The following is a 25,011-nucleotide window of genomic DNA, read 5'->3' as shown; positions in this document are numbered from 1 at the left end:
GCGTGCGGGCCGCTCAGAAGGGGCCCACGCCCAGGACGTACACCACGACGATCATGGCGAGGGCGAGCACCACGATCAGCCGCCGCAACATCGCTTGCGCGTCGCGCATGTCCTTCGGCGGCTCGTTCTTCGGGTCTGACCAGAGCATCTTGCGATCCTCGCGCCGCGGACGACGGTGGCGCCTGAGTACGGGTACTCAGGCGCCACCGTCCGTTCATGCCATCTTCGCGGCGGCGGCGCCCTACGCGGGCCAGTACGTACGGCCCCAGGCGGCCGGACCCGGCCGCGGAAGCGTCCGTCGTGCCACCCGCGCCGGCGCCGCCCATTCGTCCGGGACCCGGGGCGCGCCCGACGGCGCGGACGCCAGCGCCGCCGCGCGCGCTTGGACCACCGCCAGTGCGGCGGCCAACTCCTCCGGGGTCGGGTTCCCCTTGACGACCTTGATCACCACAGGACAGACCTCCGGGGTCTAGAGGGGGATGTTGCCGTGCTTCTTCGGGGGGAGGGATTCCCGCTTGGTGCGCAGCTGACGCAGCCCCTTCACCACGTGGGCCCGGGTCTCCGACGGCATGGTCACCGCGTCGACGTACCCGCGCTCGGCGGCGGTGTAGGGGTTGAGCAGGGTGTCCTCGTACTCGGCGATCAGCCGGGCCCGCGTCTCCTCCCCCTCGCCGGCGGCCTCTGCCTCGGCGATCGTGCGGCGGTGCAGGATGTTCACCGCGCCCTGCGCGCCCATGACGGCGATCTGCGCGGTCGGCCAGGCGAGGTTCAGGTCCGCGCCGAGGTGCTTGGAGCCCATGACGTCGTAGGCGCCGCCGAAGGCCTTGCGGGTGATGACGGTGATCAGGGGAACGGTGGCCTCGGCGTAGGCGTAGATCAGCTTCGCCCCGCGCCGGATGATCCCGTTGTACTCCTGGTCGGTGCCCGGCAGGAAGCCGGGTACGTCGACGAAGGTCAGCACGGGCACGTTGAAGGCGTCGCAGGTCCGCACGAAGCGGGCGGCCTTCTCGGAGGCGTTGATGTCCAGGCAGCCGGCGAACTGCATCGGCTGGTTCGCGACGATGCCCACCGGGTGGCCCTCGACGCGGCCGAAGCCGGTGAGGATGTTCGGCGCGAACAGCGACTGCGTCTCCAGGAACTCGCCGTCGTCGAGGACGTGCTCGATCACGGTGTGCATGTCGTACGGCTGGTTCGCGCTGTCCGGGATGAGTGCGTCCAGTTCGCGGTCGAGGTCCGAGACCTCGATGTCCGCCTCCTCGGGGAAGGCGGGCGGCTCGGAGAGGTTGTTGGAGGGCAGGTAGGCGAGGAGGGACTTGACGTACTCGATGGCGTCCTTCTCGTCCCCGGCCATGTGGTGGGCGACACCCGAGGTGGAGTTGTGGGTGCGCGCGCCGCCGAGTTCCTCGAAGCCCACGTCCTCGCCGGTGACCGTCTTGATGACGTCCGGACCGGTGATGAACATGTGCGAGGTCTGGTCGACCATCACGGTGAAGTCGGTGATGGCGGGGGAGTACACCGCGCCGCCGGCGCAGGGGCCCACGACCAGGCTGATCTGCGGGATCACGCCGGAGGCGTGCACGTTGCGGCGGAAGATCTCGCCGTACATGCCCAGCGCGCTGACGCCCTCCTGGATGCGGGCGCCGCCGGAGTCGTTGATGCCGATGACCGGGCAGCCGGTCTTCAGCGCGAAGTCCATCACCTTGATGATCTTCTGGCCGTAGACCTCGCCGAGGGCCCCGCCGAAGACGGTGAAGTCCTGCGAGAACACGGCAACCGGACGGCCGTCGACCGTGCCGTAGCCGGTCACGACGCCGTCGCCGTAGGGGCGGGTCCGCTCCAGCCCGAAGGCGGTCGAGCGGTGCCGGGCGAACTCGTCGAGCTCGACGAACGACCCCTCGTCCAGGAGCAGACCGATCCGCTCACGCGCCGTCAGCTTCCCCTTGGCGTGTTGCTTCTCCACCGCCCGCGCGGACCCGGCGTGGGTGGCTTCGTCGATCCGGCGCTGCAGATCCGCGATCTTGCCCGCGGTGGTGTGCATGTCGATCGGCTCTGAGGGTTGTGACATCGGGGCGCGGCTCCCTGCGTGGTGTCAACGGCCTGGTCAAATGGTGGACTGCTGCTGGCTACTCGTGCGTAGCGTATCGGCGGGCATGGCGCTCGGCAGTGCGGCGTTTGACACACCTACTGTGGGTTGCATGACGCCATCAGATGCATCAGGAGCAACTCCGTCGGGAGCTTCTGCGGGCCGTTGGTCCAGCCTGGACCGGCCGCCCCTCAATGTCGCCGCCTTGCGGCGCCACCTCGTCGGGGAGGGGTTGTGGAGTTCGCTGGAAGTGGTCGCGTCCACCGGCTCCACGAACACCGATCTCGCCGCCCGCGCCGGGGAGCTGCCCGAGGGCGCGGTGCTCGTCGCGGAGGAGCAGAGCGCCGGGCGGGGGCGGCTGGACCGGAGCTGGGTCGCGCCCGCGCGGTCCGGGCTGTTCTTCTCGGTGCTGCTCAAGCCCGGGCCGGGGGTGCCCCAGGAGCGGTGGGGGTGGCTGACGCTGCTCGCCGGGGTGGCCACCGCGACCGGGCTGTCCCGGGCCGCGGGTGTGGACACCGCCCTCAAGTGGCCCAACGACCTGCTGGTCACCGTCGACGGCGAGGAGCGCAAGGCGGGCGGCATCCTCTCGGAGCGGGTGGGTGAGGGGGTCGTCGTGGGGATCGGGCTGAACGTCACCCTCACCGAGGACGAGCTGCCGGTCGACACCGCGGGTTCCCTCTCCCTGGCCAAGGCCACCGTCACCGACCGCGAACCGCTGCTGAAGGCCGTACTGCGCTCCCTGGAGCAGTGGTACGAGGCCTGGCGCGCGGCCGGTGGCGACCCGGCCGCCAGCGGGTTGCAGGAGACGTACGCGGCGGGCTGCGCGACGCTGGGCCGGCACGTCCGGGCGGAGCTGCCCGGGGGCCGCACCATCACCGGGACGGCGGAAGCGGTCGACGCGGACGGGCGGCTCGTGATCCGGACCGCCGACGACGAGCGGGCGGCCGTGGGGGCCGGGGACGTGGTCCACCTGCGGTCCGTCCGGTAGCGGCCGGACGGCCCGGTCCGACGGCGCACCGGGGAGTGAGCTACGGCACACCTGCCGTATGGTTTTGCTGGCACCCCGCAGCGGTACCGGCGGAGATCCCGGTCCTTGTGGTGATCAACCGGTTCGGAAGTCGGAATTGCGTACGGAATGGACAGGAGGCGGCCCTTGACCGTCGACGACCCTACGTCCGGCGCGTCCGGGTCCGGCTCCGGCTCCGGCGCGACCCAGGCCGGTTCGGGCAGCACCCCGATCGGGCGGGACCAGCACACTCCGCACCACGAGGTGGACCACACCGTCCAGCCGACCGCCGACCCGCTGGCCATCCGTCTGGAGCAGCTGATCCTGGGCGCCGAGCGCCGGTACACCCCCTTCCAGGCCGCCCGTAGCGCCGGGGTCTCGATGGAGCTCGCCTCCCGTTTCTGGCGGGCGATGGGCTTCGCGGACATCGGCCAGGCCAAGGCCCTGACGGAGGCGGACGTACTGGCGCTGCGCCGGCTCGCCGGTCTGGTGGAGGCGGGCCTGCTGAGCGAGCCGATGGCGGTGCAGGTCGCGCGGTCCACCGGGCAGACGACCGCCCGGCTGGCGGAGTGGCAGATCGACTCCTTCCTGGAGGGGCTCACGGAGCCGCCGGAGCCGGGCATGACCCGTACCGAGGTCACGTATCCGCTGGTCGAGCTGCTGCTGCCGGAGCTGGAGGAGTTCCTCGTCTACGTGTGGCGGCGCCAGCTGGCCGCCGCGACCGGGCGCGTGGTGCAGGTGGCGGACGACGAGGAGATGGTCGACCGACGGCTGGCGGTGGGCTTCGCGGACCTGGTGGGCTTCACCCGATTGACCCGGCGGCTGGAGGAGGAGGAGCTCGGCGAGCTGGTCGAGGCCTTCGAGACGACGGCGGCGGACCTGATCGCCGCGTACGGCGGACGCCTGATCAAGACGCTGGGCGACGAGGTGCTCTACGCGGCGGACGACGCGGCGACGGCGGCGGAGATCGCGCTGCGGCTGATCGAGACGATGGAGGCGGACCCGCAGATGCCCGAGCTACGGGTCGGGATCGCGTTCGGGACGGTCACGACCCGGATGGGTGATGTCTTCGGGACCACGGTGAACCTGGCGAGCCGGCTGACCTCCATAGCCCCCAAGGACGCGGTGCTGGTGGACGGGGCGATGGCCGAGGAGCTCGGCCGGACGGGCGCCGCGCCGGTCTCGGAGAAGGAGTCGGAGTCGGAGGAGGGCGGCGGTGCCTACCGGTTCGCGCTCCAGCCGATGTGGCAGCGGCCGGTGCGCGGGCTCGGGGTCGTGGAGCCCTGGTCGCTGACGCGCAGGACACCTAAGATCCCCGGGTAACGTTCGTTAACCGGGAGGGCTGTCCTGTGACGTCGAAGAACGTGGTGCCGGAGGGCGGGGCGCCGGAGGACGTGGTGCCGCGGACCGCGGAGTCGGAGTTCCTGGCGGTGCGCCGGCACGAGGACGGGGTCGTCGAGCTGGTCATGGACCGGCCCAAGGCGATGAACGCGGTGTCGACGGGCATGGCCCGGGCCCTCGGGGACGCGTGCGCCCGGCTGGCGGCGGATGCCTCGGTCCGGGTGGTCGTGCTCTCCTCCGCCGTGGAGCGGGCGTTCTGCGTGGGCGCCGACCTCAAGGAACGCAACGCGATGTCGGACGCCGAGCTGGTGCGGCAGCGGCCGACGACGCGGGGCGCCTACGGGGGCGTGCTGGAGCTGCCGATGCCGACGATCGCGGCCGTGCACGGGTTCGCGCTCGGCGGCGGTTTCGAGCTGGCCCTGGCCTGCGACGTGATCGTGGCCGACGAGACGGCGGTGGTCGGCCTGCCGGAGGTGTCGGTCGGGGTGATCCCGGGCGGCGGCGGTACACAGCTGCTGCCCCGGCGGGTCGGCGCGGCCCGCGCGGCGGAGCTGATCTTCACCGCGCGCCGGGTGGAGGCGCCGGAGGCGCTGGAGCTGGGCCTGGTGGACTCGGTGGTCGCGGCGGGGACCGACCGTGAGCGGGCGCTGGCGCTGGCGGCCCGGATGGCCGCGAACTCGCCGGTCGGCCTGCGCGCGGCGAAGCGGGCGCTGCGGCTGGGGCACGGGATGGACCTGGCGGCCGGGCTGGAGATCGAGGACGCGGCGTGGCGTACGGTGGCGTTCTCCGGGGACCGCGCCGAGGGCGTGGCGGCGTTCAACGAGAAGCGCGAGCCGCGGTGGCCCGGGGTCTAGCCCGATCGGCGCTCGTGATCTTGATGGGCGTCGAAAAGCGCGGCGATTGTCACCAAATCGGGTAAAACTCCCTAACCTGTTGTGATGGGAGTTGACGGGCGGCTTCGGGCCGTCGTGGGCCTCGCGCAGGCCATGGCGGCGGCGTGCGCGCCTCGGGACAGCGTGCGGGCGGCCGCGCGCGGGGCCCGGCTGGCCATGGACGGGTCGTTCGCCGCCATCTCCGCCTGGGAGCGCGAGCGCGGTCGGCTGCGCGTCCTCGTGAACGAGGGCGAGCGGCGGGCGGGGGAGGAGGAGTTCCCCGAGGACGAGTCCTACCCGGTCCACGAGTTCCCGGAGATCACCGAGTTCCTGCACGAGCGCTGGGTGGGCGGCGGCGGACCCCACGCCTGGGTCGAGGACGCGGGTGGGGGCCGTCCGGGCCGGCGCGGCGAGGCGCTGCGCCGGCGCGGGCGCGGCAGCTGTGTGGTCGCGCCGATCGTGCTCAGCGGCCGGGCCTGGGGGGAGCTGTACGTCGCCCGGGACGAGGGGCTGCCCGACTTCGACGAGGACGACGCGGAGTTCGCGACCGTCCTGGCCGCAGTCGTGGCCGCCGGGCTCGCGCAGAACGAGCGCCTCGAAGAGGCCCGGCGCCTGGCCTTCACCGACCCGCTGACCGGGCTGGCCAACCGGCGGGCCGTCGACATGCGGCTCGACGAGGCTCTGGAGGAGCACCGGCGCAGCGGGGCGGTGGTCAGCCTCGTGGTGTGCGACCTGAACGGGCTCAAGCGGGTCAACGACACCCTCGGGCACGCGATGGGGGACCGGCTGCTGGAGCGGTTCGGGTCCGTGCTGAGCCTGTGCGGGGCCATACTGCCCGGCGCCCTCGTGGCCAGACTCGGCGGAGACGAGTTCTGCCTGGTCAGCGTGGGGCCGACGGCGGACGAGGTGGTGCGGGTGACCGAGGAGGTCTGCCTGCGCGCGGCCGAGTTGGAGTTGGGCGAGGGCGTGGCGTGCGGGGTCGCCTCCACCGGGGACCCGATCGGGCTGGTGAAGTCCTCCCGGAGGCTGTTCCGGCTCGCCGACGCGGCGCAGTACAAGGCCAAGGCGGCCCGCTCCCGGGCCCCCGTGGTGGCCGGACGGGACAGCGCCGTGGTGCGGCTCGCCGACGCGGCGCAGGCGGGACGGGGGGAGCGGCGCCGGTTCCGCGGCAGGGCGTAGCAGCCTGTAACGACTGCTCCACCAAGTCGCTAGTGACATGAAGAGATTCAGTCCGTAGGCTGCTGAATATGGATATGCACACTGTCGTGGTGGGAACGTCCGGGACCACCGCCGAGGACGTCATCGCCGTCGCCCGCGGCAACGCGCGGGTCGAGCTGTCCGGCGAGGCGCTGGACGCCCTGGCCCGCGCCCGCGAGATCGTCGACGCGCTCGCCGCCAAGCCCGAGCCGGTCTACGGGGTGTCCACCGGGTTCGGCGCCCTCGCCTCCCGGCACATCAGCCCCGAGCTGCGCGCCCAGCTCCAGCGCAACATCGTCCGCTCGCACGCCGCCGGCATGGGCCCGCGCGTCGAGCGCGAGGTCGTGCGCGCCCTGATGTTCCTGCGGCTCAAGACCGTGGCGTCCGGGTTCACCGGCGTCCGGCCCTCCGTCGCGCAGACGATGGCCGACGTGCTGAACGCCGGCATCACGCCGGTGGTGCACGAGTACGGCTCCCTCGGCTGCTCCGGAGACCTCGCCCCGCTCTCGCACTGCGCCCTCGCCCTGATGGGCGAAGGCGACGCCGAGGGCCCGGACGGGGCCGTGCGCCCCGCCGGCGAACTGCTAGCCGAAGCCGGCATCGAGCCCGTCGAGCTGCGCGAGAAGGAGGGCCTGGCCCTCCTCAACGGCACCGACGGCATGCTCGGCATGCTGATCATGGCCCTCGCCGACCTCGGCAAGCTCTACACCTCCGCCGACATCACGGCCGCGCTGACCCTGGAAGCGCTGCTCGGCACCGAGAAGGTCCTCGCGCCCGAGCTGCACGCCATTCGCCCCCACCCCGGCCAGGGCGCCTCCGCCGCCAACATGGCCGCGGTCCTGGACGGCTCCGGCCTCGTCCGCCACTACCAGGAGGAGACGGCCCCGCGCGTCCAGGACGCCTACTCGGTGCGGTGCGCCCCCCAGGTCGCCGGCGCGGGCCGGGACACCATGGCGCACGCCGCCCTGGTCGCCTCGCGCGAGCTGGCCTCGGCCGTCGACAACCCGGTGGTGCTCCCCGACGGCCGGGTCGAGTCCAACGGCAACTTCCACGGGGCCCCGGTCGCGTACGTGTTGGACTTCCTGGCCATCGCCGCCGCCGACCTGGGTTCCATCGCCGAGCGCCGCACCGACCGGCTGCTGGACAAGAACCGCTCGCACGGCCTGCCGCCGTTCCTGGCGGACGACGCCGGCGTGGACTCCGGTCTGATGATCGCCCAGTACACGCAGGCCGCGCTGGTCAGCGAGATGAAGCGGCTCGCGGTACCCGCGTCCGCCGACTCGATCCCCTCCTCCGCCATGCAGGAGGACCACGTCTCCATGGGTTGGTCGGCCGCGCGCAAGCTCCGTACCGCGATCGACAACCTGACCCGGATCGTCGCGATCGAGCTGTACGCGGCCACCCGCGCCATCGAGCTGCGCCACGGGCTCACCCCGTCCCCGGCGAGCCGGGCCGCCATCGCGGCGGTGCGCGAGGCGGGCGTCGAAGGTCCCGGGCCGGATCGTTTCCTCGCCCCCGACCTGGCCGCCGCCGACGCGTTCGTGCGTTCCGGCGCGCTCGTCGCCGCAGTGGAGGCGGTCACCGGGCCGCTCGCCTGAGCACGACGTGAACACGAGAGGGGCCGCGCCCGGGGAAGTCCCGGGCGCGGCCCTTTCGCGTGGCGGGGCGCGGCCGGCGGTCTACTGCGCGCGTGAGCGCCGTACGGAGAAGGCGACGAAGCCCGCTCCCACGCCCAGGCAGAGCGCGCCGCCCATCAGGTAGGGGCTGGTGTCGACGCTGCCGGTGTCGGCGAGCGAGAGGGACACGGCGGCGGCCTCGCGGGGCGCCGAGGCGTCCACGACCGTGGCGGTGTCGGTGAGGGTGGCCCGGTTCTCCTGGGCGGGCAGGCTCCGCTGGTCGGACAGGCCGGAGCGGATCGGTGCCTGGTCCGGTGCGGTGGCGTTCGCCGAGGGCACGAACCAGAGGGCGGCGAGGAGGGTGGTCGCTCCGAGAGCGGTGAGCAGCGATCGACGTGCGGACACGGTGCGATCCCCCTTGTGGCAGCAGCGAATTGGCCGTGTGCGCCGATGCTAGTGAAAGGGGCGGGTCGTGGGAAAGTCGAGGCGGCCTCGGGGCTTACTCTCCGTCGTATGAACTCTTCTGACACCTCACGGTACGTACGGCTTCGGGTGGATTTGGTCCTGGAGGTGACCGAAACCACAGCGCTCACCGGGGCCGCCCTCGCGCACATCAAGGCCGACGAGTTCATGCCGGACGAGGAGCGCGGTCATGCCGAGGCGGCGGTGGGCGAGGACGAGTCGGAGGCCCTGGCCTACCTGGTCGACCCCACTGACCTGGTCGCGGACATCCCCGGCGTGGAACTGGCCCAGGCCTCGTGGAGCAGTGAGCCCGTCGAATACGACCCCGAGTCCATGGAATGGGACATGGACGAGGAAGATGGTGACTTCGACGAAGAGGTGACGGACAACGCCTGACCGTGGGATTGCCCACATCCCAACGGAATGTGGAACCGAAACGGGTCATTCACGCGTTGTCACAACCGTGGGCAGGGGGCATGACCTCCTGCCCGGTGGGTACTTTCCAGCGGCAGCTGGGGAGGAGCTCGGGGGTTCCGGCAACGATGGAGTGGCGTGTGAGGACGGACAGCAAGCGGCGGAAGAGGTCCCTGGTGGCCATATCCGCCGTCCTCGGTGGCGTACTGGTGCTTTCGGCGTGCGACGGCGGAGGTGACCAGCCCAAGGGCAGCGGACAGGCCTCGGGCAAGTCCCAGGCCGATGTCGACGCGGCGGCGGCCAAGGACGCCTCGAAGGCCCGAATAGCCATCACGCCCAAGGACGGCGCCACCAACATCGGCCTCAACGACGCCACGAACGTGAGCGTCAGCGACGGCACCCTCACCAAGGTCGAGCTCAAGAGCTCCGACGGTGCGGACGTGCCGGGCAAGATGGCCGCCGACGGCAAGAGCTGGAAGCCGGACGCCGCCCTCAAGCGTTCGACCAAGTACGCCCTGTCGGCGAGCGCCAAGGACGAGGCGGGTCACGAGGCGCACGAGAACGCCTCCTTCACCACCGTCTCCCCGGAGAACAGCTTCATCGGCTCGTTCGTGCCGGACGAGGGCGAGACCGTCGGCGTGGGCATGCCGGTCTCGATCACCTTCAACAAGCCGATCAAGGACCAGAAGGCCGTCCAGGCCGCCATCAACGTGTCCTCCAGCAGCGGCCAGGAAGTCGTCGGCCACTGGTTCGACGCGCAGCGGCTGGACTTCCGCCCGGAGCAGTACTGGCAGGCGAACTCCACCGTCACGCTGAAGCTCGCGCTGGACGGCGTCCAGGGCGCCCCGGGCGTCAAGGGCGTCCAGAACAAGACCGTCACCTTCAAGATCGGCCGGAGCCAGGTCTCCACGGTCGACGCGAAGACCAAGAAGATGACGGTCACCCGGGACGGACAGGTCATCAAGACCATCCCGATCTCGGCGGGCTCCCCCTCGAACCCGACGTACAACGGCCAGATGGTGATCTCCGAGAAGTTCAAGGAGACCCGGATGGACGGCGCCACCGTCGGCTTCAAGAACGGCGAGGGCAAGGGCGAGTACGACATCAAGGACGTCCCGCACGCGATGAGGCTGTCCACCTCGGGCACCTTCATCCACGGCAACTACTGGGGCTCCGACTCGATCTTCGGCAACGTCAACACCAGCCACGGCTGTGTCGGTCTGAACGACACCCAGGGTGCGAACGACCCGAACACAGCGGGCGCTTGGTTCTTCGACAACTCGCTCATCGGCGACGTCGTCACCGTCGTCAACTCCCCTGACAAGACCATCAAGCCCGACAACGGCCTCAACGGCTGGAACATGAGCTGGGCGGAGTGGAAGGCTGGCGCGGCCTCCTGACGCCCCGGACGCTCTGACGCGTGCGAACGGCGGGGAACCCCCAGGGGTTCCCCGCCGTTCGTCGTTCTCATCCGACTCTTACCTTCGGCTTACCCCGCGATCAGGGGCGGCGCCTACGTTCGGCGCCATGTTCTTCACCTACCTGCGGCGCGAGTTGCGCCGACGCCGCAAGGCGGCGCTGGTCGTCGCGTCCGGCCTCGCCCTCGGCATCGCTCTCGTCATCGTCGTCAACTCCGTGTCCGCGGGCATGACCCAGGCCCAGGGCAAGGTCCTGCAGTCCCTCTACGGGCTGGGCACCGACATGACCGTCACCAAGGCCCAGCCGCCGCAGGGGGAAGGGGCCGACTCCGGCCGCCCGCGCTTCAGGTTCGACGCCAAGGGCGAGGGGGACACGGGCGCCGACACCGACCAGAGCCGTGACCTGGTGATGCCCCAGGGCTTCCAGACCCTCGACTCCACCACGGTGGGCAAGGTCGCCGGACAGGACGGCGTCGCCCAGGCGGTCGGCGGCCTCAGCCTCCAGGTGACCAAGGTCAACGGGCAGTTCAAGCGCGGCGAGTTCCGCCGGGGCCAAAGCGGCGGCGGGGCGGCGGGCGGTACGGGCGGCAAGCAGGGCGCCGGCGGCGGCGCGGTCGAGGGCGGCGGCGCCGACTTCTCCGTCCACTCCTACTCCGTCTACGGCGCGGACGTCACCCAGCCGAAGCTGGGCCCGCTGACCACCTCCAAGATCACCTCGGGCCGGGCCTTCGCGGTGGGCGACAAGGACGCGGCCGTCGCCGTCGTCGACAGCGCGTACGCCAAGAAGAACAACCTGTCCGTCGGCTCCGACCTCACGGTCAAGACCGTCGCGTTCAAGGTCGTCGGCATCGCCACCGCCGACAGCGGGGAGGCCACCGCCAACCTGTACGTCCCCCTCCACCAGGCCCAGACCCTCGCCGAGACCCCCGACAAGATCACCACGGTCTACGTCCAGGCCAAGGACTCCCAGGACATCGGCTCAGTCAAGCAGGCCATCCAGAAGAACGTCCCCGACACCACGGTCACCACCTCCGCCGACCTGGCCGACACCGTCTCCGGGTCGCTCTCCACCGCCGCCTCGCTGGCCGACACGGTCGGTACGTGGCTCTCGTACATCGTGCTGGCCGCCGCCTTCCTCGTGGCCGGGCTGCTCACCTCCTCCGCCGTCTCTCGGCGCGTCCGCGAGTTCGGCACGCTCAAGGCACTCGGCTGGAAGAGCAGCCGCGTCACCCTCCAGGTCGCCGGAGAGGCCCTGGTCAACGGTCTGATCGGCGGGGTCCTCGGCATCGTCGTCGGCTTGGGCGCCGCCTACGCGATCACCGCCGCCAGCCCCACCCTCACGGCCAAGCTGGCGGGCGCCGCCGGGCGCGCGGGAATGCGGTCCGGGGGAGGGGGCGGCGGGATGCGCGCCGCGCGTCAGAGCGCCGGCAAGGCCCTCGACGTGGCCCTCACCGCGCCGGTGTCCCTGTCCGTCATCGGCCTGGCCGTCGCCCTCGCCGTGGCGGGCGGCCTGATCGCGGGCGGCTTCGGCGGCTGGCGGGCGTCGCGGCTGCGGCCGGCGGACGCGCTGCGCCGCGTCGAATAGTCCGCGCGATCCGCAGGCAGCCCCTCCCCACCTTCCGATCAAGCGAGGCAACGAGATGTACCAACTCAGCGGAGTCACCAAGCGCTACCGGCGCGGCAAGCAGTCCGTCGACGCGCTCGCCGACGTCGACCTCACCATCGAGGACGGCGGTCGGCTCGTCATCCAGGGCCCCACCGGCGGCGGCAAGTCCACCCTGCTCCAGATGCTCGGCGCCCTCGACCGGCCGACCGAGGGCCGGATCGTCCTCGACGGCCTGGACCTGGCGACCGTCTCCGAGGCCCGCCTCACCCGGGTCCGGGCCGAGACCATCGGCTTCGTCTTCCAGTCCTTCAACCTCATCCCGACGTTGACGGCGCAGGAGAACGTCGAGACGGCCCTGGTCCCCCTCGGCCTCAAGACGCGCGAGCGGCGCACGCGGGCGGCCGAGGCGCTGGAGTCGGTCGGCCTCGCCGAACGCACGGGCCACCTGCCCGGCGAGATGTCCGGCGGCCAACAGCAGCGCGTCGCGATCGCGCGGGCGCTGGTCAAGCGACCCAAGGTGCTGCTGGCCGACGAGCCGACCGGCAACCTGGACGAGTCGATGCGCGACGAGGTCATGGACCTGCTCGAAGGGCTGTGGAAGGAACACGGTCTGACCTTCGTGATGGTCACCCACGACAGCGCGCTCGCCAAGCGCGCCCCGCGCGTCGCGACGATCCGCAAGGGACGCGTGACGGTGACGGAAAACCCCTGAGCGGGGCCAACGGAAAACCCCTGAAGGCGGCCACGGGACGGGGCCTGACCAGGGTCGGGAGGCATGACCGTTCACGCCTTGGCCGTGCCCCCGTCCGACGCCGAAGTCGACGCCTGGCTGGCCGTCCTGACCGCCGCGGCGGGCGCCGACCGGCGGCCCGCGCCCTCCCGGGTGGAGGTCGCCGGGCGGCTGAGGGTGCCGCCGCTCCCGCGGCGGGCCGTGTTCTGGGCACGGGACGACGGCGTCGGCGTCGCCTCCCTGGTCCTGTTCACGGACCCGGGCAACGCGCACACCGCGTACCTGGACGTACTCGCCGTGAGCCCGCACGCGCGCCGGCGCGGCGCGGGCACGGAGCTGTGGGAGCGGGTCCGTACGGAACTCCTCGCGCAGGGCCGCACCTCGATCGGCACCCTCGTCGACCTGGGCGGCCAGGGGCAGGCGTTCGCGCAGGCGTTCGGCTTCGAGAACGCCCTGCCGATGGCCCGGTACGTCCAGGACGTCACCCGCCCGACGGCGCCCGAGGTCCCCGCCCCGCCCGGGTACGCCCTGCGGCATTGGCACGGGCCCGTACCGCCGCGGTGGGCGGACGCGTTGGCCGTCGCCTACGGGGCCATGCGGGACGCGCCGAGCGGCGACACCGACGCGCGGTTCCAGGCCTGGACGGCGCGGCGCGTGCGCGCGGAACAGCAACTGGTCGTGGACCGGGGCGGGGAACTGACCACGGTCGCCGCCCTCACCCCCGCGGGGGAGGTCGCGGCGTACACCGTCCTCGTCCTCCCGGACCCGGCGGGGCGGCGCGCCCTCCAGTACGACACGGTCGTCGTCCCGGCCCACCGAGGTCGCGGACTCGGCCGCACCGTCAAGCGGGCGATGCTCGCCGCGGCGCGGTCGCGATATCCCGCGCTGCGCGAGGTCGAGACGACCGTGGCCGACGAGAACGCCCCGATGCGGCGGGTCAACGCGGCCCTCGGCTACCGGCGCGAGCAGGCGCAGGGCGTGTTCCGGCTGAAGCTCTGAGACGCCGTCACCGGTCGGTGGGTTCGGCCGTCGCCACGGGGTGGGCCGGGGCGGGCCCGGCCGCCGACCAGGACGACAGCATGCGCAGCGCGTCCGCCGACGGGGAGCCGGGGGCGGCATGGAAGGTGATCAGGGACTGCTCGGAGTCGTCCGGCAGGGCCAGCGTCTCGAAGGCCAGGCTCAACTCGCCCACCAGGGGATGGCTCAGCCGCTTCACCCCGTGCGTCTTGTCGTCCGCCAGCGTGTGCGCGGCCCACAGCCGCCGGAACTCCTCGCTCTTCACCGACAACTCGCCCACCAGCGCGGAGAGCTGCTCGTCCTCCGGGTGCCGGCCCGCGTACAGGCGCAGATAGCTCACCACCTGGCAGGCCCGGCACTCCCACTCCGCGTACAGCTCCGCCGTCGCCGGGTCCAAGAACACCATCCGGACCAGGTTGCGCTCCTGCGCCGGCAGCGCGCCGAAGTCGCCGAAGACCGCCGTCGCCATCCGGTTCCAGGCCAGTACGTCCTGACGCCGGCCCACCAGGTACGCCGGCACGCCCTCCATCGCGTCCAGCAGCACGCGCAGCTCCGGGCGGACCTGCTCGGGTCGCCGTGAAGGACGGCGCCTGCGCGGCCGCGGGCTCGCCAGGTGGGTCAGGTGGGCCGACTCGGTGCCGTCCAGGCGCAGCGCCCGCGCGATCGCGTCCAGGACGTCGGCCGACACGTTCTGCCCGTGACCCTGCTCCAGCCGCGTGTAGTAGGCCACCGACACGCCCGCCAACTGCGCCAGCTCCTCCCGGCGCAGACCGGGCACCCTGCGCTGTCGTCCGTAGTGCGGCAGGCCCACGTCCTCGGGACGCAGGCGGGCCCGGCGGGAGCGGAGGAACTCGCCCAGTTCGGCGCGCTGATCAAGCTGGTCCATACCGCCAGTATCACCGGTCCGCCCACCGGCAGCCTGACCCCGCCAGTGGTAGGACCGGCGGTCCTATGCTCCGCAGGGGGCTGGGTGGGAGCCGCCGCCGCGGGCAGGGTGGTGGGCACCGCACCAAGGAACCCCCAGGAGAAGCAGCGCATGTCCGCCACTCAGCACACCCCGCTCACCCAGGTCGCCGCGTACGCCGCCCCCGCACCCAAGGCTCCGCTGGAGCGCACCACCGTCGCGCGCCGCCCGGTCGGCGATCACGACGTGCTCATCGACATCAAGTACGCCGGCATCTGCCACTCCGACATCCACCAGGTGACCGACGGCTGGGGCGAGGGCATCTACCCGATGGTGCCGGGCCACGAGATCGCCGGCGTGGTCACCGAGGTCGGCGCGGGCGTCACGAAGTTCGCGGTCGGGGACCACGTCGGCGTCGGCTGCTTCGTCGACTCCTGCCGCGCCTGCGAGTACTGCCTGCGCGGCCAGGAGCAGTTCTGCGCCCGGGGCATGACCGGCACGTACAACTCGCTCGACAAGGAGGGGCAGCCCACGTACGGCGGCTACTCCACCCACATCGTCGTCGACGAGAACTACACCGTCCGCATCCCCGACGGTCTCGCCCTCGACGTCGCCGCCCCGCTGCTGTGCGCGGGCATCACCCTCTACTCGCCGCTGCGGCACTGGCAGGCCGGTCCCGGCAAGAAGGTCGCGATCGTGGGCCTCGGCGGGCTCGGGCACATGGGAGTGAAGATCGCGCACGCGCTCGGCGCGGAGGTCACCGTCCTGTCCCAGTCGCTGCGCAAGAAGGAGGACGGGCTGCGGCTGGGCGCCGACCACTACCACGCGACGAACGACGAGAGGACCTTCGAGGAGCTCGCCGGCACCTTCGACCTGATCGTCTCCACCGTCTCCGCCCCGCTCCCCCTCGACGCGTACCTCGGCCTGCTCAAGGTCGACGGCGCCCTGGTGAACGTGGGCGCCCCGGAGGAACCGGTCTCGTTGAACCTGTTCTCGGTCATCGGCGGCCGCAAGACCATCGCCGGCTCCATGATCGGTGGCATCGCCGAGACGCAGGAGATGCTCGACTTCTGCGCCGAGCACGGTCTGGGCGCGGAGATCGAGGTCATCGACGCCGACGGCATCAACGAGGCGTACGAGCGGGTCCAGGCGAGCGACGTCCGCTACCGCTTCGTCATCGACACCTCCACCATCTGACCGGCCCCGCGCCGGTCCGCCCACCCCCCGGGGCGGACCGGCGCGGACCAGGGCCGGTACACCGCCCGGCCCGGTCGGCCCCGGTCAAAGCCCCGCCGGACGCGGGTCCCGGAGCGCGGCGCGGCTCACTCGCTCCCGGGAGCGGCGGCGACCCCGATCGGGCAGGAGACGCCCGTGCCGCCGATACCGCAGTAGCCGCCCGGGTTCTTGTCCAGGTACTGCTGGTGGTGAGCCTCCGCGGGCCAGAACGGGCGGTCCGAGGCCGGGAGGACGGCCGTGGTGATCTCGCCGTGGCCCGAGGCGGTCAGGACGCGCTGGTAGGCGGCGCGGGAGGCCTCGGCCTCCGCCTGGTGGGCGGGGGAGTGGGTGTAGATCGCCGAGCGGTACTGGGTGCCGACGTCATTGCCCTGGCGGAAGCCCTGGGTGGGGTCGTGGGACTCCCAGAACAGCTTCAGGAGCGCGGCATAGGAGACCTGGGAGGGGTCGAAGACCACCCGGACGACCTCGGTGTGGCCGGTCAGGCCCGAGCACACCTCCTCGTAGGTCGGGTTCTCCGTGTGACCGCCCTGGTATCCGGCCAGGGTCGTCCACACCCCCGGCGTCTGCCAGAACTTGCGCTCCGCGCCCCAGAAACAGCCCAGCCCGAAGTCGGCCACGGCGAGGTGCGCGGGGTAGGGGCCGGCGAGCGGATTGCCGAGCACCGTGTGCGCGGACGGCACGTCGAAGAGGGGCCGGGAGCGGCCCTTGAGGGCCTCCTCGCGGGTGGGGAGCTCGGGCGTACGGCGGTACGAGAACATGGATTCCCTCCTAGTGGTACCCCCTCAACGACCGGGGACGAGCCCGGATTCCCGACCCCGCCGCCGGCCCCCGTGCCGTCAGGCCGACGCCTCCCGCACGCAGAAGTCCCGGGCCCGCACGTATCGCGACCTGCTGTCCGCCGCGTACGTCCACGGCGTCGCCCCGATGTACCCGTCGACGGCACGGAACTGCGCGACGGCCTCCGCGTAGCGGCCCTGCCAGTGCAGGTTCCACGCGAGCACGTGCCGTACCCGGGTCACCCGCCGGTCCGCCGGGTCCGCCGCGGCCACGTCCGCGAGCGCGGCGTCGGTCGCCGCGACGACGTCCGGCCGCTGGTAGAAGACCTCCGGGGCGAGGTCCTCCTCGGACATCTCGTACTCCAGGTACGCGTACAGCGGCAGCAAGGACAGCAGGTCGCCTGGGGCGCCGGACGCCGCGGAGGCCTTCGCGAAGGCCTCGGCCTCCTCGTTCGAACCGCGCCACTTGCGACACCAGTACTGCAAGGCGCCGGTGTGGGCCGAAAGGACCTTGGGGTCCCGCTTGACGATCTCCGCCCACAACTGTTCGTACCGCTCGTGCGGGTATCCCAGCGCCATCGCGACGGGCTGCTCCAGCATGTACGGCACCGGGTCCGCCGGGTCCGCCAACCGCTGGGCCTCGGCGATCACCTCCTGTGAGGAGGCGATCAGCCGGTGGAAGAGGCGGAACTGCTCCTGCGTGGTGTGCTTGGCGCTCAGCGATCCGCGCACCTTCCACGCCACCAGCACCGAGGTGTCCGCCTGCACCGCGGCCGCAGCCGGGTCCCCGGGCCGCTGCGCCCGCCAGGCCAGCAACCAGGCGTCGTCCTCCGCCGCCAGGTCGGCGAGGTCCCGGACCCGCCGGAAACGCTCGTCCCAGTCCTGCCCCGCGGCGTCCAACCAGGCCGCGCCGGCCTTCCAGTCGCCCGCCCGTACGGCGTCCAGCGCGGCGATGTCACCCGGCGCCGGCCGGGCGCCGTGATCGGTGTCCAACCGGTCGGCGGGGAGGAAGCCGAGCGCGAGCGCCGCGTTCGGGTCCACGGCGCGGCGCCGCTTGCCGGCGCCGGCGCCCGCCTTGCGCGCGCGCAGCAGCTTGAAGGCGCCGCCGAGCAGCATGACGGCGAAAACGATCAGGCCGAGCATCAGAGGTGCACCAGCTTCCGCAGGGGTTCGGTGTCGGGCAGGTCCGCGACGACCGCGTCCAAGGCGGGCTCCAGCCGCTCCTCGAAGTCGCCGGCCGGGTAGCGCAGGGTGGCCGAGTCGGACCAGGACAGCTGCCACCGGGCCTCGTCACGCGCCGTCAGTTCGACCGTCACCAGCTGGTTCAGGGCGCGCCGCAGGACGGGCCGGGCGAACTCGCGGGCCGCGCGGCCCGTCGCGGACGCCGCCTGCTCCGACTTCGGGAGGAGGTCGGCGATGCGCCAGCGCACCGCCGGATCGGCGTCGATGGCGTCCAGCAGCGACCGCAGGTCCGGCCCGCCGCCCTCGGCGGCCACGGCCGCGCGGATGTCCTGGGCGCCCTGGCCGATGTAGTGGGCCATGCTGTCGTGGACCAGGTCCTCCCAGTCGATCCGCTTCATGGCGAGGGCCTCGGGGGTGAGGACCGCGTGCTCCACGGCGGTCAGCGTGGTCTGGGCGTCGGCGAGCAGCTCCAGCGCCGGGCGGGCCGGCTGCGCGCCGCGACCGTCGTCCGGCAGGGCCTCGATACGGGCCACGCGTTCGGCGAGCGCGGGGTGGGAGTCGTACGGGGACGTCGGCTCCTGCGGCAGCTCGCGGCGCAGACCCTCCAGCTCCTCGGCGCGGGCGTCGAGCAGACGGCGCAGACCGCCGAAGACCTGGCCGGGAGGCGGCAGGAGCCGGGCGCCGACGCCGAGGGTGGCGTAGGAGTCCATGTAGAAGTCCTGCGCCGGGCCGATCGCGTTGAGCTCGCGCAGCGCGGAGGCGGTGGAGTCGCGGCCGGCGACGCGCACCGCGGCGAGGTCGGCGGCGAGCTCTTGGCGCCGGGCGCCGGAGAGGGTGGCGCGCTGGTAGAACTTCCCGTACCCGGTGTAGACCGCCGCCATCGCGCGGTACATGGCGCCGTCGCCGGTGGTGTCGATCTCCTTGGCCTTCTTGCCGGCCGCGATCCGCTGCTCGGCCTTCTTCTCCTGCCGGGCCCGCTCCTTGGCGACCTTGGCGTCGGCCCGGTCGTGGAAGTGGCCGACGGTGCGCAGCAACTGGGTGCGCCCGCGCGCGATCAGCGGGGTGAGGCGGGTGTCGAGGTTGGCGTAGTGGCCCATCTCGTGGGCGAGGACGGCGCGCAACTGCATCTCGTCCAGACCCGTCATCAGGGGTAGACCGATGTAGAGGCGCCGGGTGCCGGGCCGCAGTCCGAGCAGCTTGGCGTCCTCGCTGACGCCGGCGTTGACCTCGGCGATCAGCACGATCTCGTCCGGGGCGCGGGTGCCGACCTGCTCGGCGATCTCCCGCACCGTCTGCCACAGGACCGGTTCCTGCCCCTCGGTGACGCCGACGCCGGGGATCGGGTCGCCCTTGGGGGTGCGGAGCATGAACATGCCGCGCACGATCGGGACGGCGAGGACGAGGGACAGGAGCAGGAGCTTGCCGGCGGCCAGTCCGTGCAGGCCGGAGGCGATGACGCCGATGTCGATGCCGGCGAGGACGGCGAGCAGGGCGAGGCCGAGCAGGTAGAAGCCTGCGAGCAGGACGAGGGCGCGCAGCGCGCGCAGTGAAGCGCCCATATGGACAGATCCCCCCACGGGATGAGAGCGGCGCGGACCGGTCGATGGCGCGCGGCTGTGATGCGTGTGCGAGTACGTATGTGCCGCGCGCCGGATCGGCGCGCCCGCCCCCACCGGTTCGCGGGGGGATCACGACGGGCATCATGCGGCCCGGACGTCACTCAGCGCAACCGTTTAGGACGCCCGGGCCGTCCGGGCCCGGACGCGAGGCCCGAAGCGGGCGCTCTCGGTGGGGTCGGCGCTCTCGGTGGGGTGGGAGCTCAGTGGGGGAGGGTGGCCGGGGAGCCGCCGTTGGCCTCGTAACCGGCGACCGCCAGGGCCCGGTGGATCGCGTACGCCCCGGCCGGGTCCGCGGCGGTCGACCAGGGCAGGGCGCCCACGTAGCCGTCCACGTGCCGCACCTGCTCCATCGCCTCGGCCCAGCGTTCCATCCCCACGAGGAACCACAGCAGCATGTGCCGTACGTGCGCGAGCATCGGGTCGTCCGGCCGGGCCGACGCCACCGCGTACAGCGCCCCCTCCACCGCCCGGGTCACCACCGCGCTGCGCCAGAACGTCGAGACGAGCACCACCTCCGGCAGGTGCTCGTACACCGCGAACAGCGGCAGCGCCGCCAACAGCGAGCCCTGCGGGGCGCGGGCCGCCGCCGCGTGCGCGAACGCGTCGGCCTTCTCCCGCGAGCCGTGCCACTTCTCGCACCAGTAGTTCAGCGCGGCCAGATGCGCGCCCATGTGCGCGGGCGCAACGTCGATGATCTTCGCCCACAGCACGTCGTACTCCGCCTCGGAGTATCCCAGCCCGCGGCCGACCGCCAGCTCCGTGATGTACGGGACCGGGTCTCCCGGCGCCAACAGCGCCGCCCGGCCGCACGCCTCCCGGGCCTCCTCCAGGATGATCCGGTGGTCGGTGGAGCCCACCCCGCCCGACTGCCGCCACGCCTGCTGGACCAGCAGTTCCGCGTGCACCTGGGCGCCGCCGGCGTCCTTCGGCGCGTCCAGCCGCCACGCCTTGAGCCACTGCGCGCCCCGGCCCGGCTGCTCCGCGAGCTCCAGCGCCGCCGCGCCGCCGAAGGCCTGCACGCGCTGCAGGCGCAGCTCCCCGGCCGCCGGGGTGCCGGCCAGCAGTTGCGAGGCGGCCTGCCAGCCGCCCGTGCGGCGCACGTTCTCCAGGGCGTCCATCAGGTCCGGGTCGGGACCGGGCACGCGGACGTCGAGGTGTTCCTGCCGGTCGAATCCGTAGTTCGCCGGGTCGGCGGCGTCGGGGCTGCCGGGCGCGACCAGTCGCAGACCGCCGCGCCTGCGCCGGATGTACGGACCGAGGGCGGCGACGATCAGCCCCACCGCGATCAGGAACCACAGAATCTCCATGGGCCCAGCGAACCAGACGCACCCGGGCGAACGCGAATGCCCGCGAGGCCCGTCGAGGTTCGCGGCCCTCCCGGGCCGGGGAGGCCCCGTGGGGCGTGTGGGGCTTAGCATCTGCCCATGAGCGACGACAGCCACGAGCACCAGAGCTTCGAGACCCGCGCGATCCACGCGGGCAACACGGCGGACCCGCTGACCGGCGCGGTCGTGCCCCCGATCTACCAGGTGTCCACGTACAAGCAGGACGGCGTCGGCGGCCTGCGCGGCGGCTACGAGTACAGCCGCAGCGCCAACCCGACCCGTACCGCCCTGGAGGAGAACCTCGCGGCGCTGGAGGGCGGCTCGCGCGGCCTCGCCTTCGCGTCCGGGCTCGCCGCCGAGGACTGCCTGCTGCGTACGCTGCTGGCCCCGGGCGACCACGTGGTCATCCCGAACGACGCCTACGGCGGCACCTTCCGCCTCTTCGCGAAGGTCGTCTCCCGCTGGGGCGTCGAGTGGTCGGTGGCCGACACCTCCGACGCGGACGCCGTCCGGGCGGCGCTGACCCCGAAGACCAAGGTCATCTGGGTCGAGACCCCCTCGAACCCGCTGCTCGGGATCACCGACATCGCCATGGTGGCCGACATCGCGCGCACCGCCGGGGCCAAACTGGTCGTCGACAACACCTTCGCCTCGCCCTACCTCCAGCAGCCGCTGGCCCTGGGCGCCGATGTGGTCGTGCACTCGCTGACGAAGTACATGGGCGGTCACTCCGACGTCGTCGGCGGCGCCCTCGTCACCGCCGACGCGGCGCTGGGCGAGGAACTGGCGTACCACCAGAACGCGATGGGCGCCGTCGCCGGCCCCTTCGACTCCTGGATCGTGCTGCGCGGCATCAAGACCCTCGCCGTCCGCATGGACCGGCACGCCGAGAACGCCGCCAAGATCGTCGAGGTCCTCCAGCGCCACCCGAAGGTCACCAAGGTGCTCTACCCGGGCCTGGCCGAGCACCCCGGTCACGAGATCGCCGCCAAGCAGATGCGCAACTTCGGCGGCATGATCTCCTTCCAGGTCGAGGGCGGCGAGGAGGCGGCGGTCGCCGTCTGCGACCGCGCGAAGCTCTTCACCCTGGGCGAGTCCCTGGGCGGCGTCGAGTCCCTCATCGAGCACCCGGGCCGGATGACGCACGCCTCCGTCGCCGGGTCGGCGCTGGAGGTCCCCGCGGACCTGATCCGCCTCTCGGTCGGCATCGAGAACGCCGACGACCTCATCGCGGACCTGAAGCAGGCCCTCGGCTAGGTCCCGTCACGGCGCGAACGCGCGGCCACGGCCGGGAACGCCAAGCCGTTGCGGCGAACGCGCGGTCACGCCGGGGAACGCCGGGCCAGCGCGGCGGACGCGCGGCGCCGGGCGGTGGTCACCAGCCCTCCAGGGGCGGGGAGACACCGCTCGGCGGCGTCACCCACGGGCGGGTCAGGGCCGCCCACACCGTGAAGGCCGCCGCCGCCGCGAGGAGCACCGCCCAGCCGAACCGTCGCAGCGCCCGGTAGCGCCGCCGCAGTCGGGCGCCGCGCGCCGCGGCGACCGCCGCCAACCCGGTCGGCACCGGCGGGTGCGGGCCCTCCAGCAACCGCCTGACCTGGTCCTCCTTGGGGTCCCGGAACCCGCTCACGCCGCGTGTCCCCCGTCGGCCGGCGCGGCGCGCAGCTTGGCGAGGGCCCCGGCCCGCAGTGCCTCCACCCGCTCGGGCGGCAGCCCCAGCTGCGCGGCCGTGACCTCCTCCGCGAGACCCTCGTAGACCCTCAGCACCAGTACGAGCCGCTCCTGCGGGCTCAGCCGGGCGAGGACGCCACTGCCGCCGGGGTGCCGCCAGGCGGTGCGGGCGTACGCGGCGCTCAGCTGACGGCGCGTGAACTCGTACGGGTCGTCCGCGCGCAGCCTGCGCCAGTGCGCGTACGTCCGGGCCAGCGCGCCCGCGAGGAGCCGGCGGGCGGTGGGCGGGTCGTCCTCCGGCTCGCCCGTCAGCAGGACCGCGACGTGCAGCAGTCGGCCCGCCGCGCCCGCGACGAACGCCTCGAACTCCGCGAAGGGCCCCGCCCGGTGGTCCACAGCCGCCATGGCCCACATAGTGCGGCCGGGGGGACCACCCCGGTCAAGGGGTGGGACGGGCCGGATGCGCGCGCTCCCGGCCCGGCGGGTTCAGGACGCCGGACCGGCTTCCACGGAGGCCATCAGCTCCGACAGCGACACGTTGAACCGGGTCAGCAGCGAGGTGAACGCCTCGCGCTCCTCCTCGGTCCAGTCCCGCGTCACCCGGGCCATCAACTCGCGCCGCGAGGACCGCACCTCCTCCAGCCGCGCCAGCCCGCGCGGGGACAGCGCGAGCACCACGGCCCGGCCGTCCTCGGGGTGGGAGGTGCGCTTGACCAGGCCGCTGTCGACGAGCGGGGCGACCTGCCGGGTGACGGTGGAGGAGTCGATGCCCATGCCGCCCGCGAGCGCCTTGACGCCCATCGGTCCTTCCAGGTCCAGCCGGTTCAGCAGCAGGTAGGCGGCCCGGTCCATCGAGTTGCGGGCCTGGCCCACCCCACCGAGACGGGTCTGCTCCGCGCGGCGGGCGAAGACCGCCACCTGGTGCTGGAGCGCGTCGAGGAGACCGGCTTCGGCGGGCGTTTCGGCCGCCGTGGGCAGGTCGGAACTGGCCGGGATGGAGGGCATGGCCGTGAGCTCTCTTCGCGTGGGTCCGACAAGGATGGGGGACAGAGTACGCGGCCACACGGCGGCTCGTACGCCCTGTACGAGAACTGATACGGGCACCGCCGACCACCGCGCCGGCCCCGTCCCGCATGGCGAGATTTCGCCCTCACGGGGCCGGTCCCCGGGCCGCTCCTCGCGGGCAGCCGTCAGGCGCCCCGGCTGCGAGACTGGCCGCATGAACTACCGCGTCCCCCAGCCCGTACCGCAGGTCATCCTCGACGACGTGCGGGGCGCCCAGAAGATGCTGTCGGGCGTCTCGCGGGTGACCCCCATGGAGGGCAGCCGGCACCTTTCCGCGCTGACCGGCTCCCCGGTCCACTTCAAGTGCGAGAACCTCCAGCGGACGGGTTCCTTCAAGCTGCGCGGGGCGTACGTGCGCATCGCCGGACTGCGCCCCGAGCAGCGGGCGGCGGGCGTCGTCGCGGCCAGCGCGGGCAACCACGCGCAGGGCGTGGCCCTGGCCTCCTCGCTGCTCGGGGTCCGCTCGACGGTCTTCATGCCCGTCGGGGCGCCCCTGCCCAAGGTGGCCGCGACCCGGGAGTACGGCGCCGAGGTGCTGTTGCACGGCCAGGTCGTCGACGAGACCCTCGCCGCCGCGCAGGAGTACGCGGACCGTACCGGGGCGGTGTTCATCCACCCCTTCGACCACCGCGACATCATCGCCGGTCAGGGCACGGTCGGCCTGGAGATCCTGGAACAGTGCCCGGAGGTGCGGACCATCCTGGTCGGTGTAGGCGGTGGCGGGCTCGCCGCCGGGATCGCGGTCGCGGTGAAGGCGCTGCGCCCGGACGTACGGGTCGTCGGGGTCCAGGCGGCGGGCGCCGCCGCCTACCCGGCGTCGCTCAAGGCCGGGCACCCGGTGTCGATCGAGCGCCCGGTCACGATGGCGGACGGCATCAGGGTCGGACGTCCCGGCGACGTCCCCTTCCGGATCATCGGCGAGCTGATCGACGAGGTCCGTACGGTGTCGGAGGACGCGCTCTCCAGCGCCCTCCTGCTGTGCCTGGAACGGGCGAAGCTGGTGGTCGAGCCGGCGGGCTGCAGCCCGGTGGCCGCGCTGCTGAGCGAACCCGAACTGTACGGCGGCGGCCCGGTCGTCGCGGTGCTGTCCGGCGGCAACATCGATCCGCTGCTGCTCCAGCGCATCCTGCGCCACGGCATGGCGGCGGCGGGCCGCTACCTTTCCCTGCGGCTGCGCGTCACGGACCGACCGGGGGCGCTGGCCGGGCTGCTGGGGGTGCTGTCGGTGGTCGACGCGAACGTGCTGGACGTGAGCCACGTACGGACCGACCCGCGGCTCGGCCTCACGGAAGTGGAGGTCGAGCTGCACCTGGAGACCAAGGGGCCGGAACACTGCACGGAGGTCGCACGATCGCTGCACGGCGCGGGCTACACGGTCATCGGCTAGGCCCGAGGCGGCTAGGCCCGACACGGCGCCCGGCCCCCGCGTCCGTCGGCTCGCGCGAGTACACGGACGCCCGGCCGGATGGTC

Annotated in this window: 25 protein-coding genes; 13 read left to right on the top strand and 12 right to left on the bottom strand. The window is 72.8% G+C overall.

From position 1 onward, the window contains the following. Positions 1-13: 13 nt before the first annotated feature. From mmpB to ACV7NM_RS12680, 3 genes are all read right to left on the bottom strand, one after another. Positions 14-148 (bottom strand): morphogenic membrane protein MmpB, encoded by a 135-nt coding sequence (mmpB, locus tag ACV7NM_RS12690; protein ID WP_463410404.1) that lies wholly within the window; start codon positions 146-148, stop codon positions 14-16. Positions 149-241: 93 nt separating this feature from the next. Next, complete coding sequence (locus ACV7NM_RS12685) at positions 242-448, bottom strand: acyl-CoA carboxylase epsilon subunit (protein WP_463413921.1); 207 nt, start codon at positions 446-448, stop codon at positions 242-244. A gap of 21 nt (positions 449-469) precedes the next feature. Then, positions 470-2,065 (bottom strand): acyl-CoA carboxylase subunit beta, encoded by a 1,596-nt coding sequence (locus tag ACV7NM_RS12680; RefSeq protein WP_463410403.1) that lies wholly within the window; start codon positions 2,063-2,065, stop codon positions 470-472. Positions 2,066-2,195: 130 nt separating this feature from the next. Here ACV7NM_RS12680 and ACV7NM_RS12675 point away from each other — a divergent pair, with 130 nt between their 5' ends. The 5 genes from ACV7NM_RS12675 to hutH all read left to right on the top strand — a co-directional run bounded on the left by ACV7NM_RS12675 (position 2,196) and on the right by hutH (position 8,097). After that, positions 2,196-3,071 (top strand): biotin--[acetyl-CoA-carboxylase] ligase, encoded by an 876-nt coding sequence (locus ACV7NM_RS12675; protein WP_463410402.1) that lies wholly within the window; start codon positions 2,196-2,198, stop codon positions 3,069-3,071. Between the two features lie 165 nt (positions 3,072-3,236). Beyond that, complete coding sequence (locus ACV7NM_RS12670) at positions 3,237-4,412, top strand: adenylate/guanylate cyclase domain-containing protein (RefSeq protein ID WP_463410401.1); 1,176 nt, start codon at positions 3,237-3,239, stop codon at positions 4,410-4,412. Between the two features lie 74 nt (positions 4,413-4,486). Beyond that, positions 4,487-5,284, top strand: a complete 798-nt coding sequence (locus ACV7NM_RS12665; protein WP_463413920.1) for an enoyl-CoA hydratase/isomerase family protein — start codon at positions 4,487-4,489, stop codon at positions 5,282-5,284. Between the two features lie 84 nt (positions 5,285-5,368). Next, the gene (locus ACV7NM_RS12660; RefSeq protein WP_463410400.1) at positions 5,369-6,481 is read left to right on the top strand and encodes a GGDEF domain-containing protein; all 1,113 of its coding nucleotides are present in this window, start codon (positions 5,369-5,371) and stop codon (positions 6,479-6,481) included. Positions 6,482-6,555: 74 nt separating this feature from the next. Then, positions 6,556-8,097 (top strand): histidine ammonia-lyase, encoded by a 1,542-nt coding sequence (gene hutH / locus ACV7NM_RS12655; protein WP_463413919.1) that lies wholly within the window; start codon positions 6,556-6,558, stop codon positions 8,095-8,097. 81 nt (positions 8,098-8,178) lie between these two features. On the opposite strand, the gene ACV7NM_RS12650 is transcribed toward hutH, so the two are convergent. Then, positions 8,179-8,520: a hypothetical protein gene (locus tag ACV7NM_RS12650; RefSeq protein WP_463410399.1), complete on the bottom strand. Its 342-nt coding sequence runs from the start codon at positions 8,518-8,520 to the stop codon at positions 8,179-8,181. Positions 8,521-8,628: 108 nt separating this feature from the next. Here ACV7NM_RS12650 and ACV7NM_RS12645 point away from each other — a divergent pair, with 108 nt between their 5' ends. From ACV7NM_RS12645 to ACV7NM_RS12625, 5 genes are all read left to right on the top strand, one after another. Beyond that, a complete protein-coding gene (locus tag ACV7NM_RS12645) occupies positions 8,629-8,973 on the top strand; it encodes a hypothetical protein (RefSeq protein WP_463410398.1) in 345 nt (114 codons plus the stop codon). 146 nt (positions 8,974-9,119) lie between these two features. Beyond that, positions 9,120-10,391 carry a L,D-transpeptidase gene (locus ACV7NM_RS12640; RefSeq protein ID WP_463410397.1) on the top strand — a complete coding sequence of 424 codons (1,272 nt, stop codon included), beginning with the start codon at positions 9,120-9,122 and terminating at the stop codon, positions 10,389-10,391. Positions 10,392-10,518: 127 nt separating this feature from the next. Further along, positions 10,519-11,994: an ABC transporter permease gene (locus tag ACV7NM_RS12635; protein ID WP_463410396.1), complete on the top strand. Its 1,476-nt coding sequence runs from the start codon at positions 10,519-10,521 to the stop codon at positions 11,992-11,994. 55 nt (positions 11,995-12,049) lie between these two features. Beyond that, positions 12,050-12,727 carry an ABC transporter ATP-binding protein gene (locus tag ACV7NM_RS12630; protein ID WP_463410395.1) on the top strand — a complete coding sequence of 226 codons (678 nt, stop codon included), beginning with the start codon at positions 12,050-12,052 and terminating at the stop codon, positions 12,725-12,727. Positions 12,728-12,790: 63 nt separating this feature from the next. Continuing rightward, complete coding sequence (locus tag ACV7NM_RS12625; protein WP_463410394.1) at positions 12,791-13,744, top strand: GNAT family N-acetyltransferase; 954 nt, start codon at positions 12,791-12,793, stop codon at positions 13,742-13,744. Positions 13,745-13,751: 7 nt separating this feature from the next. Here the strand turns inward: ACV7NM_RS12625 and ACV7NM_RS12620 are convergent, their stop codons facing one another. Then, complete coding sequence (locus ACV7NM_RS12620; RefSeq protein ID WP_463410393.1) at positions 13,752-14,648, bottom strand: helix-turn-helix domain-containing protein; 897 nt, start codon at positions 14,646-14,648, stop codon at positions 13,752-13,754. A 150-nt stretch (positions 14,649-14,798) separates the two neighbouring features. Here ACV7NM_RS12620 and ACV7NM_RS12615 point away from each other — a divergent pair, with 150 nt between their 5' ends. Next, the gene (locus ACV7NM_RS12615; RefSeq protein WP_463410392.1) at positions 14,799-15,863 is read left to right on the top strand and encodes an NAD(P)-dependent alcohol dehydrogenase; all 1,065 of its coding nucleotides are present in this window, start codon (positions 14,799-14,801) and stop codon (positions 15,861-15,863) included. A gap of 125 nt (positions 15,864-15,988) precedes the next feature. On the opposite strand, the gene msrA is transcribed toward ACV7NM_RS12615, so the two are convergent. From msrA to ACV7NM_RS12595, 4 genes are all read right to left on the bottom strand, one after another. Further along, positions 15,989-16,660, bottom strand: coding sequence for a peptide-methionine (S)-S-oxide reductase MsrA (gene msrA, locus ACV7NM_RS12610; RefSeq protein ID WP_463410391.1), 672 nt, complete (start codon positions 16,658-16,660; stop codon positions 15,989-15,991). Positions 16,661-16,738: 78 nt separating this feature from the next. Next, a complete protein-coding gene (locus tag ACV7NM_RS12605) occupies positions 16,739-17,821 on the bottom strand; it encodes a hypothetical protein (RefSeq protein ID WP_463410390.1) in 1,083 nt (360 codons plus the stop codon). After that, positions 17,821-19,419 (bottom strand): M48 family metallopeptidase, encoded by a 1,599-nt coding sequence (locus ACV7NM_RS12600; protein ID WP_463410389.1) that lies wholly within the window; start codon positions 19,417-19,419, stop codon positions 17,821-17,823. The genes ACV7NM_RS12605 and ACV7NM_RS12600 overlap by 1 nt, the downstream gene beginning before the upstream one ends. Before the next feature lie 260 nt (positions 19,420-19,679). After that, positions 19,680-20,786, bottom strand: coding sequence for a hypothetical protein (locus ACV7NM_RS12595; protein WP_463410388.1), 1,107 nt, complete (start codon positions 20,784-20,786; stop codon positions 19,680-19,682). Positions 20,787-20,903: 117 nt separating this feature from the next. Here ACV7NM_RS12595 and ACV7NM_RS12590 point away from each other — a divergent pair, with 117 nt between their 5' ends. Further along, positions 20,904-22,061 carry a cystathionine gamma-synthase gene (locus tag ACV7NM_RS12590; protein ID WP_463410387.1) on the top strand — a complete coding sequence of 386 codons (1,158 nt, stop codon included), beginning with the start codon at positions 20,904-20,906 and terminating at the stop codon, positions 22,059-22,061. Positions 22,062-22,179: 118 nt separating this feature from the next. Here ACV7NM_RS12590 and ACV7NM_RS12585 read toward each other — a convergent pair whose 3' ends face one another. From ACV7NM_RS12585 to ACV7NM_RS12575, 3 genes are all read right to left on the bottom strand, one after another. Further along, positions 22,180-22,434 (bottom strand): hypothetical protein, encoded by a 255-nt coding sequence (locus ACV7NM_RS12585; RefSeq protein WP_463410386.1) that lies wholly within the window; start codon positions 22,432-22,434, stop codon positions 22,180-22,182. After that, positions 22,431-22,880 (bottom strand): sigma factor-like helix-turn-helix DNA-binding protein, encoded by a 450-nt coding sequence (locus ACV7NM_RS12580; RefSeq protein WP_463410385.1) that lies wholly within the window; start codon positions 22,878-22,880, stop codon positions 22,431-22,433. Before ACV7NM_RS12580 ends, ACV7NM_RS12585 begins: the two co-directional genes overlap by 4 nt. A gap of 81 nt (positions 22,881-22,961) precedes the next feature. Further along, a complete protein-coding gene (locus tag ACV7NM_RS12575; RefSeq protein WP_463410384.1) occupies positions 22,962-23,480 on the bottom strand; it encodes a MarR family winged helix-turn-helix transcriptional regulator in 519 nt (172 codons plus the stop codon). Between the two features lie 214 nt (positions 23,481-23,694). Between ACV7NM_RS12575 and ilvA the strand changes: the two genes are divergently transcribed. Further along, the gene (gene ilvA, locus ACV7NM_RS12570; protein ID WP_463410383.1) at positions 23,695-24,927 is read left to right on the top strand and encodes a threonine ammonia-lyase; all 1,233 of its coding nucleotides are present in this window, start codon (positions 23,695-23,697) and stop codon (positions 24,925-24,927) included. The last annotated feature ends 84 nt before the right edge of the window (positions 24,928-25,011 follow it).

It is taken from the genome of Streptomyces sp. Tek67B01, assembly GCF_055231995.1.
The sequence above is the reverse complement of the archived record's forward strand: the minus strand, read 5'-3'. Positions and strand labels throughout refer to the sequence as shown.

Bases quoted from the DNA above. Each gene is read 5' to 3' on its own strand.
- ACV7NM_RS12580 (WP_463410385.1), bottom strand. From the start codon at position 22,880: ATGGCGGCTGTGGACCACCGGGCGGGGCCCTTCGCGGAGTTCGAGGCG.
- ACV7NM_RS12660 (WP_463410400.1), top strand. From the start codon at position 5,369: ATGGGAGTTGACGGGCGGCTTCGGGCCGTCGTGGGCCTCGCGCAGGCC.
- mmpB (WP_463410404.1), bottom strand. From the start codon at position 148: ATGCTCTGGTCAGACCCGAAGAACGAGCCGCCGAAGGACATGCGCGAC.
- ACV7NM_RS12575 (WP_463410384.1), bottom strand. From the start codon at position 23,480: ATGCCCTCCATCCCGGCCAGTTCCGACCTGCCCACGGCGGCCGAAACG.
- ACV7NM_RS12595 (WP_463410388.1), bottom strand. From the start codon at position 20,786: ATGGAGATTCTGTGGTTCCTGATCGCGGTGGGGCTGATCGTCGCCGCC.
- ACV7NM_RS12590 (WP_463410387.1), top strand. From the start codon at position 20,904: ATGAGCGACGACAGCCACGAGCACCAGAGCTTCGAGACCCGCGCGATC.
- ACV7NM_RS12620 (WP_463410393.1), bottom strand. From the start codon at position 14,648: ATGGACCAGCTTGATCAGCGCGCCGAACTGGGCGAGTTCCTCCGCTCC.
- hutH (WP_463413919.1), top strand. From the start codon at position 6,556: ATGCACACTGTCGTGGTGGGAACGTCCGGGACCACCGCCGAGGACGTC.
- ACV7NM_RS12600 (WP_463410389.1), bottom strand. From the start codon at position 19,419: ATGGGCGCTTCACTGCGCGCGCTGCGCGCCCTCGTCCTGCTCGCAGGC.
- ilvA (WP_463410383.1), top strand. From the start codon at position 23,695: ATGAACTACCGCGTCCCCCAGCCCGTACCGCAGGTCATCCTCGACGAC.
- ACV7NM_RS12625 (WP_463410394.1), top strand. From the start codon at position 12,791: ATGACCGTTCACGCCTTGGCCGTGCCCCCGTCCGACGCCGAAGTCGAC.
- ACV7NM_RS12605 (WP_463410390.1), bottom strand. From the start codon at position 17,821: ATGCTCGGCCTGATCGTTTTCGCCGTCATGCTGCTCGGCGGCGCCTTC.
- ACV7NM_RS12675 (WP_463410402.1), top strand. From the start codon at position 2,196: ATGACGCCATCAGATGCATCAGGAGCAACTCCGTCGGGAGCTTCTGCG.
- ACV7NM_RS12645 (WP_463410398.1), top strand. From the start codon at position 8,629: ATGAACTCTTCTGACACCTCACGGTACGTACGGCTTCGGGTGGATTTG.
- ACV7NM_RS12630 (WP_463410395.1), top strand. From the start codon at position 12,050: ATGTACCAACTCAGCGGAGTCACCAAGCGCTACCGGCGCGGCAAGCAG.
- ACV7NM_RS12680 (WP_463410403.1), bottom strand. From the start codon at position 2,065: ATGTCACAACCCTCAGAGCCGATCGACATGCACACCACCGCGGGCAAG.
- ACV7NM_RS12615 (WP_463410392.1), top strand. From the start codon at position 14,799: ATGTCCGCCACTCAGCACACCCCGCTCACCCAGGTCGCCGCGTACGCC.
- ACV7NM_RS12640 (WP_463410397.1), top strand. From the start codon at position 9,120: ATGGAGTGGCGTGTGAGGACGGACAGCAAGCGGCGGAAGAGGTCCCTG.
- ACV7NM_RS12635 (WP_463410396.1), top strand. From the start codon at position 10,519: ATGTTCTTCACCTACCTGCGGCGCGAGTTGCGCCGACGCCGCAAGGCG.
- msrA (WP_463410391.1), bottom strand. From the start codon at position 16,660: ATGTTCTCGTACCGCCGTACGCCCGAGCTCCCCACCCGCGAGGAGGCC.